This window comes from Pseudomonas sp. PAGU 2196 (assembly GCF_022179005.1).
Taxonomy (GTDB): domain Bacteria; phylum Pseudomonadota; class Gammaproteobacteria; order Pseudomonadales; family Pseudomonadaceae; genus Aquipseudomonas; species Aquipseudomonas kermanshahensis.
The window spans coordinates 49,553-64,745 of record NZ_BNTL01000017.1; the positions used below are offsets into that span (position 1 = coordinate 49,553).

Sequence of the window (15,193 nt, forward strand, 5' to 3'; positions counted from 1 at the left end):
GGTCAAAGTGGGCGCAGATCTTACCCAACCAGATCTGCGCTGGCAAGCGCCTTCAGACACAAACTTCGCCGACCAGTTTCGCCAGCGCTTCGGCATGGGCGCGAACCTGACTTTCGTCATCGCCTTCGACCATGACGCGCACCAACGGCTCGGTACCGGACTTGCGCAGCAACACACGCCCGCGACCGGCCATCGCCTCGGTCACCTTGGCACTGGCTTCCTTGACTGCAGGGTGCTCCAGCGGGTCGACCTTGCTTGCCCCGTAGCGCACGTTGATCAGCACCTGTGGGCACTTGCGCAGGGCCTGGCGGGCCTGGGCCAGGGTCTCGCCGCGACGCTTGAGCGCCATCAGCACCTGCAGCGCGGCAATGATCGCATCACCGGTGGTGGTGTGGTTGCAGCACACCACATGCCCGGAGTTTTCGCCACCGATCAGCCACTCGCGCTCGAGCAGTTCGGCCATGACGTAACGGTCGCCGACCTTGGCCCGCACAAACGGGATATCCAGATCCTTGAGCGCAAGCTCAAGGCCCAGGTTGCTCATCAGCGTACCCACTACCCCGCCCTGCAGCTTGCCGCGGTCGTGCAGATCACGCGCGATGATGAACAGCAGTTCGTCACCATCGATGATCGCACCGGTGTGGTCGACCATCAGCACCCGATCGCCGTCACCGTCAAAGGCGATGCCCAGGTCAGCATGACCGACCAGCACGGCCGCCTGCAGCGACTCGATATGGGTCGAACCGCACCCTTCGTTGATGTTCAGGCCATCTGGCTGAGCATGCAGAATGGTAACGTCAGCACCCAGCTCGCGGAACACGCTCGGCGCGACCTTGTAGGTGGCACCATGGGCACAATCGACCACCAGCTTGAGGCCTTCGAAGCTGGTGCTGGAGGGCACGCTGCTCTTGCAGAACTCGATGTAGCGGCCGGCGGCGTCGTTGATGCGCGAAACCTTGCCCAGCTTGCTCGACTCCACCACCGTCATGGGCTGATCGAGCAATTCCTCGATCATCAACTCGACTTCGTCAGGCAGCTTGGTGCCTTGCCCGGAGAAGAACTTGATGCCGTTGTCGTCGTGCGGGTTGTGCGAGGCACTGATGACGATACCGGCTTCGGCGTGGAACGTACGCGTGAGGTAGGCGATGGCCGGCGTTGGCATCGGCCCGAGCAGCATCACGTCGGCACCGGCCGCAGACAACCCCGCCTCGAGTGCGGACTCGAACATGTAACCGGAAATACGCGTGTCCTTGCCCACCAGCACACGGCAGTGGCCCTGCTTGCGGAAGGCCATGCCAGCGGCCCAGCCGAGTTTCAGCATGAAGTCCGGCGTGATCGGGTATTCGCCGACGCGGCCACGAATGCCGTCGGTACCAAAGTATTTTCTGCTCATAGCGGCTCCAATGTTCTTATTCGGCGTTTTGTACCGCAGCGATCATGCGCACTACATCGACAGTTTCGGCCACATCATGGACGCGAAGGATGCTCGCGCCCTTGGTCATGGCCAACGCTGCCAGCGCCAGGCTGCCGTACAGACGCTCGCCGACCGGACGATCCAGCGTCAGGCCGATCATGCTCTTTCGTGAAACGCCCACCAGCAGTGGGCGCCCAAGGCGATAGAGCGCTTCCATGTGTTTGAACAGGCTTAGGTTATGCGCCAATGTCTTGGCGAAACCGAAGCCCGGGTCAAGAATGATTTTGTCTGCAGGGATGCCCGCCGCAGCACAGGCGGCCATCCGCTGTTCAAGATATCGCGTTACGTCGGCCGTCACATCATCGTAGTGCGGGTCGTCCTGCATATTGCCCGGCTCACCGCGCATATGCATCAGGCACACCGGCAGGCCGGTGTCCGCAGCCGCATCCAGGGCGCCATCGCGCTCCAGGGCACGAACGTCGTTGATCAGGCCAGCCCCCAGCCGTGCGGATTCACGAATGACCGCAGGCGTGGAGGTATCGACCGAAATGACCACGTCCAGACGACTGTTGATCGCCTCGACCATCGGTGCCACGCGTTCGATTTCTTCGATCACGGACACCGCACGCGCGCCAGGGCGCGTCGATTCGCCACCGATGTCGATCAGCGTGGCGCCCGCGGCAACCATGGCTTCGGCATGACGCAGCGCAGCATCGCGCTGGCTGAAGCGCCCGCCATCGGAGAATGAGTCGGGGGTGATATTGAGAATACCCATGACATGGGTACGCGACAAATCAAGAACCCGGTTGCCGCAAGGCAACCGGGTTGGGTACTGCACTGAACTCATAGATGCCCTTAGTGTTGAGCCGCTGGGCCGCCGATTGGCGATTCCGGGCGGTCACCCTGAGCTGCAGGGTTGCCCGAAGCCGAGTCACCATCCCAATCCCGCGGTTCGCGAGGGGTGCGACCCGACATGATGTCGTCGATCTGGTCGGCGTCGATGGTCTCGTACTTCATCAGCGCTTCAGCCATGGCATCAAGCTTGTCGCGGTTGTCGGTGAGCAGTTGCTTGGCCGTGGCGTAGCACTGGTCGATGATGCTGCGCACTTCCGAGTCGATCAGCTTGGCGGTTTCACCCGAGACGCTGGCGTGCTGGCTGCCGGCGCTACGGCCGAGGAACACCTCGCCCTCTTCTTCGGCATACATCAGCGGGCCGAGTTTCTCGGAAAGGCCCCATTTGGTGACCATGTTCCGGGCAATCTGGCTGGCGCGCATGATGTCGTTGGAGGCACCGGTGGTGACGCCATCGAAGCCCAGGGTCATTTCTTCGGCGATACGGCCGCCGTACAACGAGCAGATCTGGCTGATCAGCGCGCGCTTGGACAGGCTGTAACGGTCTTCCTCAGGCAGGAACATGGTGACACCCAGGGCACGACCACGCGGGATGATCGACACTTTGTAGACCGGGTCATGCTCAGGCACCAGACGACCGACGATGGCGTGACCAGCTTCGTGGTAGGCGGTGTTCTGTTTTTCTTTCTCGGACATGACCATGGTCTTGCGCTCGGCGCCCATCATGATCTTGTCTTTGGCCAGCTCGAACTCTTTCATTTCGACCAGGCGCTTGTTGGAGCGCGCGGCAAACAGCGAAGCTTCGTTGACCAGGTTGGCCAGGTCTGCACCGGAGAAGCCTGGGGTACCACGGGCAATGACCGCCGGGTTGACGTTCTCGCCAATCGGCACCTTGCGCATGTGTACTTTAAGAATCTGCTCACGGCCACGGATGTCTGGCAGGCCCACAACGACCTGACGGTCGAAGCGACCAGGACGCAGCAGCGCAGGGTCCAGTACGTCCGGACGGTTGGTGGCGGCAATGACGATGATGCCATCGTTCATTTCGAAGCCGTCCATCTCTACCAGCAACTGGTTGAGGGTTTGCTCACGCTCATCGTGACCACCGCCCATGCCGGCGCCACGGTGGCGACCAACGGCGTCGATTTCGTCGATGAAGATGATGCACGGGGCGTGCTTCTTGGCCTGCTCGAACATGTCACGCACACGGCTGGCACCGACACCGACGAACATTTCGACGAAGTCCGAACCGGAAATGGTGAAGAACGGCACTTTCGCCTCACCTGCGATGGCCTTGGCCAACAGGGTCTTACCGGTACCGGGTGGGCCAACCATCAGCACGCCGCGCGGAATACGACCGCCGAGGCGCTGGAACTTGCCCGGGTCGCGCAGGAATTCGACCAGCTCGCCGACTTCTTCCTTGGCTTCGTCGCAACCGGCGACGTCAGCCAGGGTGGTCTTGACCTGGTCTTCGGACAGCAGGCGCGCCTTGCTCTTGCCGAAACTCATCGGCCCGCCCTTGCCGCCCGCGCCACCTTGCATCTGGCGCATGAAGAACATGAACACGGCAATGATCACCAGGATCGGGAAGCTGGCGACCAGCAACTGCGTCCAGATGCTCTGCTGCTCAGGCTGCTTGCCTTCGACGACCACGTGGTTGTCGACCAGGTCGCCGATCAGGCCGTTGTCGGTAATGGCCGGGCGCACGGTCTTGAAGTTGTCGCCGTCGGCACGCTTGCCGGTAATGATGTAGCCGTCGACGGTTACGCGCTCGACTTTCCCGTCTTTAACCTGCTGGATGAAGTCGGAGTAGTTGAGGGTCTGCGGCTCGTTAGGGCTGGAGAAGTTGTTCATCACTGTCACCAGGACAGCTGCGATGATCAACCACAGGATCAGATTCTTTGCCATGTCGTTCAATTCGCTACCCTCTGAGGCCGGCGCACGACGCAGCCGTGCCTCGCATGATATTCATCGCCCTAACTTACTACATTACCTACGCATCCGCAGGCACCGTCTGTAACCCTTTGTGAAACCTAGACTACACGAAGTTCGGACGATACAGACGGGGCGGCCGATTGGAATTAACTATCGACCACCCCGTGGCACGCCTTTCACACGCCTTTGAAACCTTTACCCAGCAGGTACTGCTCACGCGAACGATCCCGCGAAGACGATGGCTTACGCATCTGTACCTTGTCGAACTTGGTGCGCACGTCCTTCAGGTACATGTCGAAGCCTTCGCCCTGGAAAATCTTGATGAGGAAGTCACCACCAGGCTTGAGCACGCGGGTTGCCAGGTCCAGTGCCAATTCGCACAGGAACATGGCGCGCGGCATATCCACTTCAGGCGTACCACTCATATTGGGGGCCATGTCGGAAATCACAAGGTCTACGTGAGAATCACCGACTGCGTCGAGAATCTGCTGCAGGACTGCATCCTGGGTGAAGTCGCCTTGAATGAAGGTAACGTCAGGGATCGAGTCCATTTCCAGGATGTCGGAGGCGATCAGGCGCCCTTGGCCACCAATCAGACGACTGGTCACCTGCGACCAGCCACCCGGGGCTGCGCCGAGGTCGATCACACTCATGCCAGGACGGATCAAACGGTCCTTTTCCTGGATCTCAAGCAGTTTGTAGCTCGCACGCGAGCGGTAGCCATCCTTCTGCGCTTGCTTCACAAAAGGGTCGTTAAAATGCTCTCGCAGCCAGTTAGCGCTGCTTTTGGAACGTTGTACCACGGGGCACCTCGATGATATGCGTCGTGATTGACTGGGCGGAGCCAGGGGCCCTCGGGTAAAATGCCTGTCAATTTTACAGAATCAGACGGAAAGGGTCAGATTATGCCGCTCAATAACGAGCAGAAGAAGCAATACAAGTCCATTGGTCATGACCTGAAGCCGGTCCTGATCGTTGCTGGCAACGGTGTTAACGAAGGCGTTGCCGCCGAACTGGAACGCGCACTCGCCGATCATGAACTGATCAAAGTCGAGATTCGCTCCGAAGATCGTGAAGAACGTGCCGCCGCCATTGCCGAATTGTGCAAGGTTGGCCGCGCCGAACTGGTGCAGACCATCGGCAAGAAAGCGCTGATCTACCGGAAGAACCCACAGCCGAACAAACAGCTGTCCAACATCCACCGCTTCAAATAATAGCGGCTCCGATCAGTGGCGCGCCTGGCGCGCCCTGACCGGTACGGGTTGGGCCACCAGCACGATGCCGGAAAAGCCCAGTACCAGGAAACAAAACATCTGCCAGCGCTCGCCCACTGAAATGCCGTAGCGCAAGGTGTAATACCCCACGCAAGCACCGAAGCCGAGCAACAGCATCTGGCCACGGAACTGCCGCCACCAGGCAGACAGCCCCTCTACCCTCGCCAATACCGCCAGCTGGGTCAACAAGCCTAGCAAGGCCACGCCAATCAACCAGCGGTCAATCTGCCCAGCGACATCCTGCACCAGCAGGGGCGCCAGGCCAGTGACCTTGAGCGCGGGCACCAGCCCCACATGAAACACCCACAAGCCGCCGACCCAGAATACCTGGGCCAGCTGCCAGAGGATCCCTTCAAGGGATGGCGCCCGCAGGCGCCGATCAGATGTGTTTGACTTCGACAATCTCGTACTCGACCGTGCCACTTGGCGTCTTGACGACGACGGTATCACCTTCTTCCTTGCCGATGATGGCACGGGCAATGGGTGCGCCGCTCGAAAGCTTGCCCTGTTTCACGTCGGCTTCATCCTCGCCGACGATCTGGTAGGTCACTTCATCATCGGTTTCGGTGTTGGCCAGCACCACGGTGGTGCCGAAAATCACCTTGCCGGTGTGAGGGATCGTGGTCACGTCGATCACGACCGAGTTCTGCAGGCGGCCTTCGATGTCGCGGATACGCGCCTCGACCATGCCCTGCTCCTCACGGGCGGCATGGTATTCGGCGTTTTCCTTGAGATCGCCCAGCTCGCGCGCCTCACCAATCGCCTGGCTCAGGCGCGGGCGCTCGGTCTTGCTCAGGAACAGGTGCTCTTCTTCCAGGGCGCGAGCGCCCTGGACGGTCATCGGGTACTTGGTAATGCTCATGCTTTAAGTCCTGCATGCAGATCTTGCAAGCGACGAACGGTCTTCTCAGGACCAAACTTCAACGCTTCGCAGATGGCTTCACCGGCCGCAATGGTGGTGGTGCAGTAAATCTTGTGCTGCAGCGCATTGCGACGAATCGAGTAGGAATCAGCGATCGACTGACGGCCTTCGGTGGTGTTGATGATCAGCGACACTTCGTCGTTCTTGATCATGTCGACCACGTGCGGGCGACCTTCGGTCACCTTGTTCACACGGCGCACTTTCAGGCCAGCCGCCTCGATAACCTTGGCGGTGCCGGCAGTGGCAACCACTTCGAAGCCCAGGGCGATCAGGTCGCGGGCAACGCCAGCCACTTGTGGCTTGTCGTCGTCACGCACGCTGATGAACGCAGTACCGCCGGTCGGCAGCACTTCGCTGGCACCCATCTGGGCCTTGGCGAAGGCTTCACCGAAGCTGTCACCGACGCCCATGACTTCACCGGTCGATTTCATCTCAGGGCCGAGGATCGGGTCAACCCCTGGGAACTTGGCGAACGGGAAGACGGCTTCCTTGACGCTGTAGAAGTTCGGGATGATTTCTTTGGTGAAACCGATCTCTTTCAGGGTTTTGCCAGCCATGACGCGGGCCGCGATCATCGCCAGCGAAGTGCCGATGCACTTGGAGACGAACGGTACGGTACGCGAGGCGCGCGGGTTGACTTCGATCACGTAGATCTTGTCGCCCTGCAGGGCCAGCTGCACGTTCATCAGGCCGACTACGCCCAGCTCCAGGGCCATTTTCTTGACCTGTTCGCGTACTTCGTCCTGCACGTGAGCCGGCAGCGAGTACGGTGGCAGCGAGCACGCCGAGTCACCGGAGTGAACACCCGCCTGCTCGATGTGCTGCATGATCGCGCCGATCACCACGTCGGTGCCGTCGCAGACCGCATCCACGTCCATCTCGATGGCGCAGTTGAGGAAGTGGTCGAGCAGCACCGGGCTGTCGTTGGACACTTGTACCGCTTCACGCAGGTAGCGCTTGAGTTCGTCCAGTTCGTAGACGATTTCCATGGCGCGACCACCCAGTACGTACGACGGGCGCACGACCAGTGGGTAACCGATGCCGCCCGCAGCGCGGATCGCTTCTTCTTCGCTGCGCACGGTAGCGTTTGGCGGCTGCAGCAGGTTCAGGCGCTGAACCATCTGCTGGAAGCGCTCACGGTCTTCGGCACGGTCGATGGCGTCCGGGCTGGTACCGATGATCGGTACGCCGGCTTCTTCCAGGGCGCGGGCCAGTTTCAGCGGGGTTTGGCCGCCGTAGTGCACGATGACGCCTTTCGGCTTCTCGACGCGGCAGACTTCCAGCACGTCTTCCAGGGTCAGCGGCTCGAAGTACAGGCGGTCGGAAGTGTCGTAGTCGGTGGAGACGGTTTCTGGGTTGCAGTTGACCATGATGGTCTCGTAACCGTCTTCACGCAGGGCCAGCGCCGCGTGTACGCAGCAGTAGTCGAACTCGATACCTTGGCCGATACGGTTAGGGCCGCCACCCAGGATCATGATCTTGTCGCGGGTCGACGGGTTGGCCTCGCACTCTTCCTCGTAGGTCGAATACAGGTAGGCGGTGTCGGTGGCGAACTCGGCGGCGCAGGTGTCGACGCGCTTGTAGACCGGGAACACTTCCAGCTTGTGACGGTGGCGACGCAGGTTCTTGTCGGTGATACCGAGCAGTACGGCCAGGCGCTGGTCCGAGAAGCCTTTGCGCTTGAGGCGCAGCATCAGGTTCTTGTCGATGGCCGACAGGGCCAAGGTCTTGACCTTCTCTTCTTCCTTGATCAGGTCTTCCATCTGAACCAGGAACCACATGTCGATGCCGGTCAGGGCAAAGATTTCTTCGCAGGTCATGCCCGAACGCATGGCGTCGGCGACATACCAGATACGCTCGGCACCCGGCACGGTCAGTTCGCGCTTGAGGATGCTGGCAGCTTCTGGGCTGGCCAGGTCGACTTTCGGGTCCAGGCCGCAGGCACCGACTTCCAGGCCGCGCAGGGCTTTCTGCAGGGATTCCTGGAAGGTACGGCCGATGGCCATGACTTCACCCACAGATTTCATCTGGGTGGTCAGGCGGGCGTCGGCTTTCGGGAATTTCTCGAAGGCGAAGCGTGGCAGCTTGGTGACGACGTAGTCGATAGACGGCTCGAACGACGCCGGGGTGCGGCCGCCGGTGATGTCGTTTTGCAGCTCGTCGAGGGTGTAGCCGACGGCCAGCTTGGCGGCGATTTTGGCGATCGGGAAGCCGGTAGCCTTGGAAGCCAGGGCCGACGAACGCGATACGCGCGGGTTCATCTCGATCACGACCATGCGGCCGGTGTCCGGGCAGATACCGAACTGCACGTTGGAACCGCCGGTTTCAACACCGATTTCACGCAGCACCGCCAGCGAGGCGTTGCGCATGATCTGGTATTCCTTGTCGGTCAGGGTCTGCGCTGGAGCAACGGTGATCGAGTCACCGGTGTGCACGCCCATCGGGTCGAAGTTTTCGATCGAGCAGACGATGATGCAGTTGTCCTTCTTGTCACGGACCACCTCCATCTCGTATTCCTTCCAGCCGATCAGCGATTCGTCGATCAGCAGCTCTTTGGTCGGCGACAGGTCCAGACCACGGGCGCAGATTTCTTCGAACTCTTCACGGTTGTAGGCGATACCACCACCGGTGCCGCCCATGGTGAACGACGGACGGATGATGCACGGGAAGCCGAGCTTCTCGAGGACCGCATTGGCCTCTTCCATGCTGTGGGCGATACCGGAGCGCGGGCACTCCAGGCCGATGTCCTTCATCGCCTTGTCAAAGCGCGAGCGGTCTTCTGCCTTGTCGATGGTGTCGGCGTTGGCACCGATCATCTCTACGCCGAACTTTTCCAGAACGCCATGGCGCTCCAGGTCCAGGGCGCAGTTCAGCGCGGTCTGGCCACCCATGGTCGGCAGCACCGCGTCTGGGCGCTCTTTTTCGATGATCTTGGCCACCGACTGCCATTTGATCGGCTCGATGTAGGTGGCGTCGGCCATGTCCGGGTCGGTCATGATGGTGGCCGGGTTGGAGTTCACCAGGATGACGCGGAAACCTTCCTCGCGCAGGGCTTTGCAAGCCTGGGCGCCGGAGTAGTCGAATTCGCAGGCCTGGCCGATCACGATCGGGCCAGCGCCGAGAATCAGGATGCTTTTGATGTCTGTACGTTTTGGCATGGTTGTCACTCAAATCCGCGGGTCAGTCGGCAAGCCGTCTTGAACAATCTGGGTCAGGCGCTTCCGGGCGCGGCGCAAGCCGGCCCGGGGCCTTGATGCAGGATGCTCAGCGGCGCTTGGCCATGGCATCGGTGAAACGATCGAACAGTGGCGCGACGTCAGTCGGGCCTGGGCTCGCTTCAGGGTGGCCCTGGAAGCTGAACGCGCTCTTGTCGGTGCGCTCGATGCCCTGCAGGGTACCGTCGAACAGCGACTTGTGGATGGCGCGGACGCTGCCCGGCAGGGTGGCTTCGTCGACGGCGAAACCGTGGTTCTGGCTGGTGATCATGACCACGCCGGTGTCCAGGTCCTGGACCGGGTGGTTGGCACCGTGGTGGCCGTGGCCCATCTTGACGGTCTTGGCGCCGGAGGCCAGGGCCAGCAGTTGGTGGCCGAGGCAGATGCCGAACACCGGGATCTCGGTTTCAAGGATTTCCTTGATTGCCTGGATCGCGTAGTCGCAAGGCTCCGGATCGCCAGGGCCGTTGGACAGGAACACGCCATCGGGGTTGAGCGCGAGCACTTCGCTGGCCGGGGTCTGGGCAGGCACCACGGTCACGCGGCAGCCACGGGCCACCAGCATGCGCAGGATGTTCAGCTTGACGCCGTAGTCGAAGGCGACCACGTGGTACGGCAGCTCGGAGGCTTCGATGGTTGGGTGGCTGTCGGTTTTCAGTTCCCACACGCTGGAGCGCCACTCGTAGCGCTCTTTGGTGGAAACGACCTTGGCCAGGTCCATGCCCTTGAGGCCTGGGAAGCCGCGGGCGGCGGCGATGGCGGCTTCTTCGCTGATGTTGTCACCGGCGAGGATGCAGCCGTTCTGAGCGCCCTTTTCACGCAGGATACGGGTCAGGCGACGGGTGTCGATGCCAGCGATGGCGACGACGTTGTTGGCCTTGAGGTAGTCCGGCAGCGACTGGGTGTTACGCCAGTTGCTGGCCAGCAGCGGCAGGTCACGGATGACCAGGCCGGCAGACCAGACACGGTTCGACTCGGCGTCTTCCGGGGTAGTACCGGTGTTGCCGATGTGCGGATAGGTCAGGGTAACGATTTGCTGGGCGTAGGAAGGGTCTGTAAGGATTTCCTGGTAGCCGGTCATAGCGGTGTTGAACACCACCTCACCAACGGTCTGACCGTCGGCACCGATGGCTTCACCGCGAAAAATACTGCCGTCGGCAAGGGCGAGTATGGCTGGCTTTGTCAAGAAGACCTCCCGTAAATCAAGCATGAAAGGGCGATCGCAGGTTGCAAAAAAGCGGAGTGACGTATGGACACGTCACCCCGCTTTCATGTGCTGAATTCAATTCGCTGCGCGCTTTTAGTGGACACACTAAAGCTGTAGCTTACAGAAAAGTGCTTTTTGGGTCTACCGTATATGTGCCTCTAAAACACATGATTGCGACAGGGGGTGCCTTGCACCCCATCGCCGGCAAGCCGGCTCCCACCCGTCAGCACCAACCCGAAGGCTTGCACCCCCCTGTGGGAGCCGGCTTGCCGGCGATTGGCCCATCAGCAACACAGCAAGGATCAGTGCAGCCCTAGAACATCCTGCATGTCGTACAGGCCCGGCTCGCGCCCGTCCAGCCACAGCGCGGCACGTACCGCCCCCTTGGCGAACGTCATGCGGCTCGACGCTTTGTGGGTGATCTCCAGGCGCTCGCCTTCAGCGGCGAACAGCACAGCGTGGTCACCCACCACATCACCGGCACGCACGGTGGCGAAGCCGATGGTCTTGCGATCACGCGCGCCGGTCTGGCCTTCACGGCCATACACCGCCACTTCCTGCAGGTTACGGCCCAACGCATTGGCAACCACTTCGCCCATGCGCAGCGCAGTACCCGACGGCGCATCGACCTTGTGACGGTGGTGCGCTTCGATGATCTCGATGTCGACATCATCACCCAGCACCCGCGCCGCCATGTCCAGCAGCTTGAGGCTGAGGTTGACGCCCACACTGAAGTTGGCGGCGAACACGATCGGGATTTCCTTGCCCGCGTCAGCCAGCAATTGCTTCTCTTCGACGCTGAAACCGGTGGTGCCGATAATCATTGCCTTGCCATGCTTGCGGCAGAAGGCCAGGTTTTTCAGGGTTACCGAAGGGTGGGTGAAGTCGATCAGCACATCGAATTCGTCGGCAACCTTGGCCAGGTCATCGGACAGCAGCACGCCGATCCGACCGAGGGCCGCCAGCTCACCTGCATCAGCCCCGACCAGCGAGCTGTCAGGGCGATCGATCGCCGCCGTCAGCCCGGCTCCTGGCGTTTGCTGCACGGCCTCGATGAGGGTCTTGCCCATCCGCCCTGCTGCACCCATCACTGCAATACGTCGCATCGCTATTTCCTTGTCAGAGATCGCCGAAGAAGCGCTTTACACCGTCGAACCAGCCACTGGCCTTGGGCGAATGGGAGCTGTCGCCTTCCAGCGAATCACGCAGCTCTTCGAGCAGCTCGCGCTGACGACGGCTGAGGTTGACCGGGGTTTCCACCGCCACACGGCACAGCAGGTCACCGGCACCGCCACCGCGCACCGGCGCAACACCCTTGCCACGCAAGCGGAACTGCTTGCCGGTCTGGGTACCTTCCGGAATCTTCAGCTTCACGCGGCCATCGAGGGTTGGCACTTCCAACTCGCCACCCAGCGCTGCATCGGTATAGCTGATCGGCACTTCGCAGTACAGGTGCTTGCCGTCACGCTGGAAGATCTCGTGCTCACGCACGTTGATCACCACGTACAGGTCGCCGGTCGGGCCACCGTGGGTACCGGCCTCGCCTTCGCCCGACAGGCGAATGCGGTCACCGGTATCGACACCTGCCGGCACCTTGACCGACAGCGTCTTGTATTCCTCGACACGGCCTTCGCCATGGCACGAATTGCAAGGGTCGGTAATGATCTTGCCCTGGCCATGGCAGCGCGGGCAGGTCTGCTGCACCGAGAAGAAGCCTTGCTGCATACGCACTTGGCCAATACCGCCGCACGTCGGGCAGGTCGACGGGGTCGAGCCCTTCTTCGCGCCAGAACCGTCGCAAGGCGTGCAATTGACCAGCGTCGGCACGCGGATACTGACCGTGGTGCCACGCACTGCTTCTTCCAGGTTCAGCTCCAGGGTGTAGCGCAGGTCGCTGCCACGCTGGGCACCACCACGACCACCGCCACGGCCGCCGCCGCCACCGAAGAAGTCACTGAACACATCACCAAAGATGTCAGAGAAGTTGGCGCCACCGAAGCCTGCACCGCCGCCGCCCATGCTTGGGTCGACGCCGGCGTGGCCGTACTGGTCGAACGCCGCGCGCTTGCTGGCGTCAGACAGTACTTCGTAGGCCTCGTTGGCCTCCTTGAACTTGTCTTCCGACTCTTTGTCGCCTGGGTTGCGGTCCGGGTGGAACTTCATCGCCAGGCGGCGATAGGCCTTTTTCAGGTCAGCTTCACTGGCGCCGCGCTCGACACCCAGGACCTCATAATAATCACGCTTGGACATAGGTCATTTGCACCTTGTTGGGCGTTCGGCATCTGCGCCGCGCCATCAGCACCTGCCCAAACACCACGAATGGCCCTGACAGATGCTGTAAAAATTCTCGAATTCCAGATACGCCAACGCGGGAGCAAGCCCCCGCGCGGCGACATCCTACCAGCTCACCGACAACCGCCGGTGAGCTGGCCGACAACATGCAACGATTACTTCTTGTCGTCGCCTTTTACTTCTTCGAACTCGGCGTCAACCACGTCATCGTGCTTGGCTTCCGGCTCGGCCTGCTGCGCGCCGCCCTGAGGCTGTTCGGCCGACTGCTCGGCGTACATCTTCTGGGCAACCGGTGCCGACACCTTGGACAGCTCTTCGACCTTGGCGTCGATCGCGGCCTTGTCGTCGCCTTTTACAGCGGCTTCCAGGGCAACGACGGCAGCTTCGATGGCAGTTTTTTCTTCAGCGGTGACCTTGTCACCTGCATCTGCAACCATCTTGCGGGTCGAGTGAACCAGCGCGTCACCCTGGTTACGGGCACCGGCCAGCTCTTCGAACTTGCGGTCTTCCTCGGCGTTGGCCTCGGCGTCACGCACCATTTTCTCGATTTCTTCGTCGGACAGGCCGGAGTTGGCCTTGATCACGATCGACTGGGTCTTGCCGGTGGCCTTGTCTTTCGCGCCGACGTGCAGGATGCCGTTGGCGTCGATGTCGAAGGTCACTTCGATCTGCGGAACACCACGCGGTGCTGGCGGAATGTCAGCCAGGTCGAACTTGCCCAGCGACTTGTTCTGCGAAGCTTGCTTACGCTCGCCCTGCAGCACGTGAATGGTCACTGCGCCCTGGTTGTCGTCGGCCGTCGAGAACACCTGCGACTTCTTGGTCGGGATGGTGGTGTTTTTCTCGATCAGCGCGGTCATCACGCCACCCATGGTTTCGATACCCAGGGTCAGCGGGCTGACGTCCAGCAGCAGAACGTCTTTAACGTCACCGGCCAGAACGGCACCCTGGATAGCGGCGCCCATGGCGACGGCTTCGTCCGGGTTGACGTCCTTGCGTGCTTCCTTGCCGAAGAAATCAGCAACGGTTTTCTGTACCAGCGGCATACGGGTCTGGCCGCCGACCAGGATCACGTCGTCGATCTTGCTGGCGTCGATGCCAGCGTCTTTCAGCGCGATGCGGCAAGGCTCGATGGTGCGCTGCACCAGCTCTTCTACCAGCGACTCCAGCTTGGCGCGGGAGATCTTCACGTTCAGGTGCTTAGGACCGGTGGCGTCTGCAGTGATGTACGGCAGGTTGACGTCGGTCGACTGAGCGGAAGACAGCTCGATCTTGGCCTTTTCCGCGGCTTCTTTCAGACGCTGCATGGCCAGAGGGTCGCCCTTCAGGTTCATGCCGGACTCTTTCTTGAACTCTTCGACCAGGTAGTCGATCAGCAGCATGTCGAAGTCTTCGCCACCCAGGAAGGTGTCACCGTTGGTCGCCAGTACTTCGAACTGGTGCTCACCGTCGACTTCGGCGATTTCGATGACCGAAACGTCGAAGGTACCGCCACCCAGGTCATAAACGATGACAGTGTGGTCGCCCTTGGCCTTGTCCATGCCGTACGCCAGTGCAGCAGCGGTCGGCTCGTTGATGATGCGTTTGACGTCCAGACCGGCGATGCGGCCGGCGTCTTTGGTAGCCTGGCGCTGGCTGTCGTTGAAGTAGGCCGGAACGGTGATGACCGCTTCGGTGACAGGCTCGCCGAGGTAGTCTTCGGCGGTCTTCTTCATTTTCTTCAGCACTTCGGCGCTGATTTGCGGCGGTGCCATTTTCTGGCCGTTGACTTCAACCCAGGCGTCACCGTTGTCAGCCTTGGCGATCTTGTACGGAACCAGCTGAATGTCTTTTTGCACGACTTGCTCTTCGAAGCGGCGGCCAATCAGGCGCTTCACTGCGAACAGGGTGTTGTGCGGGTTGGTGACAGCCTGGCGCTTGGCCGACTGACCCACCAGGATTTCGCCATCGTTGGCGTACGCCACGATCGAAGGGGTAGTACGCGCACCCTCGGCGTTTTCGATGACTTTGACGTTACCGTTTTCCAGGATGGAGACGCACGAGTTGGTGGTCCCCAGGTCGATACCGATGATTTTACCCATG

The 15,193-nt window shown here is 61.1% G+C and carries 12 protein-coding genes; 1 reads left to right on the forward strand and 11 read right to left on the reverse strand.

All coding sequences use genetic code 11. The annotated features are described in order from the left end of the window. Positions 1-52: 52 nt before the first annotated feature. The 4 genes from glmM to rlmE form a co-directional block, all read right to left on the reverse strand. On the reverse strand, positions 53-1,393 hold the full coding sequence (gene glmM, locus MFF34_RS16565) for a phosphoglucosamine mutase (protein WP_027595028.1): 1,341 nt from the start codon (positions 1,391-1,393) through the stop codon (positions 53-55). A 16-nt stretch (positions 1,394-1,409) separates the two neighbouring features. Further along, on the reverse strand, positions 1,410-2,261 hold the full coding sequence (folP, locus tag MFF34_RS16570; protein WP_027595029.1) for a dihydropteroate synthase: 852 nt from the start codon (positions 2,259-2,261) through the stop codon (positions 1,410-1,412). Positions 2,262-2,269: 8 nt separating this feature from the next. Beyond that, positions 2,270-4,174, reverse strand: coding sequence for an ATP-dependent zinc metalloprotease FtsH (ftsH, locus tag MFF34_RS16575; RefSeq protein ID WP_027595030.1), 1,905 nt, complete (start codon positions 4,172-4,174; stop codon positions 2,270-2,272). A gap of 203 nt (positions 4,175-4,377) precedes the next feature. Beyond that, positions 4,378-5,004: a 23S rRNA (uridine(2552)-2'-O)-methyltransferase RlmE gene (gene rlmE, locus MFF34_RS16580; RefSeq protein ID WP_027595031.1), complete on the reverse strand. Its 627-nt coding sequence runs from the start codon at positions 5,002-5,004 to the stop codon at positions 4,378-4,380. Between the two features lie 102 nt (positions 5,005-5,106). On the opposite strand from rlmE, the gene MFF34_RS16585 reads away from it, so the two are divergent. Then, positions 5,107-5,415 (forward strand): YhbY family RNA-binding protein, encoded by a 309-nt coding sequence (locus MFF34_RS16585; protein ID WP_027595032.1) that lies wholly within the window; start codon positions 5,107-5,109, stop codon positions 5,413-5,415. Positions 5,416-5,427: 12 nt separating this feature from the next. On the opposite strand, the gene MFF34_RS16590 is transcribed toward MFF34_RS16585, so the two are convergent. From MFF34_RS16590 to dnaK, 7 genes are all read right to left on the reverse strand, one after another. After that, positions 5,428-5,877: an MFS transporter gene (locus MFF34_RS16590; protein ID WP_081717511.1), complete on the reverse strand. Its 450-nt coding sequence runs from the start codon at positions 5,875-5,877 to the stop codon at positions 5,428-5,430. Next, positions 5,855-6,337, reverse strand: coding sequence for a transcription elongation factor GreA (gene greA / locus MFF34_RS16595; RefSeq protein WP_008098898.1), 483 nt, complete (start codon positions 6,335-6,337; stop codon positions 5,855-5,857). Before greA ends, MFF34_RS16590 begins: the two co-directional genes overlap by 23 nt. After that, the gene (gene carB, locus MFF34_RS16600; protein WP_099430479.1) at positions 6,334-9,555 is read right to left on the reverse strand and encodes a carbamoyl-phosphate synthase large subunit; all 3,222 of its coding nucleotides are present in this window, start codon (positions 9,553-9,555) and stop codon (positions 6,334-6,336) included. Before carB ends, greA begins: the two co-directional genes overlap by 4 nt. A gap of 106 nt (positions 9,556-9,661) precedes the next feature. Beyond that, entirely contained in the window at positions 9,662-10,798 is a 1,137-nt protein-coding gene (gene carA, locus MFF34_RS16605) for a glutamine-hydrolyzing carbamoyl-phosphate synthase small subunit (protein WP_238215309.1), read from the reverse strand. 323 nt (positions 10,799-11,121) lie between these two features. Then, on the reverse strand, positions 11,122-11,925 hold the full coding sequence (gene dapB / locus MFF34_RS16610; protein ID WP_238215313.1) for a 4-hydroxy-tetrahydrodipicolinate reductase: 804 nt from the start codon (positions 11,923-11,925) through the stop codon (positions 11,122-11,124). A gap of 13 nt (positions 11,926-11,938) precedes the next feature. Then, complete coding sequence (dnaJ, locus tag MFF34_RS16615; protein WP_027595038.1) at positions 11,939-13,069, reverse strand: molecular chaperone DnaJ; 1,131 nt, start codon at positions 13,067-13,069, stop codon at positions 11,939-11,941. 197 nt (positions 13,070-13,266) lie between these two features. After that, positions 13,267-15,192, reverse strand: a complete 1,926-nt coding sequence (dnaK, locus tag MFF34_RS16620) for a molecular chaperone DnaK (RefSeq protein WP_099430482.1) — start codon at positions 15,190-15,192, stop codon at positions 13,267-13,269. Position 15,193 lies beyond the last annotated feature (1 nt).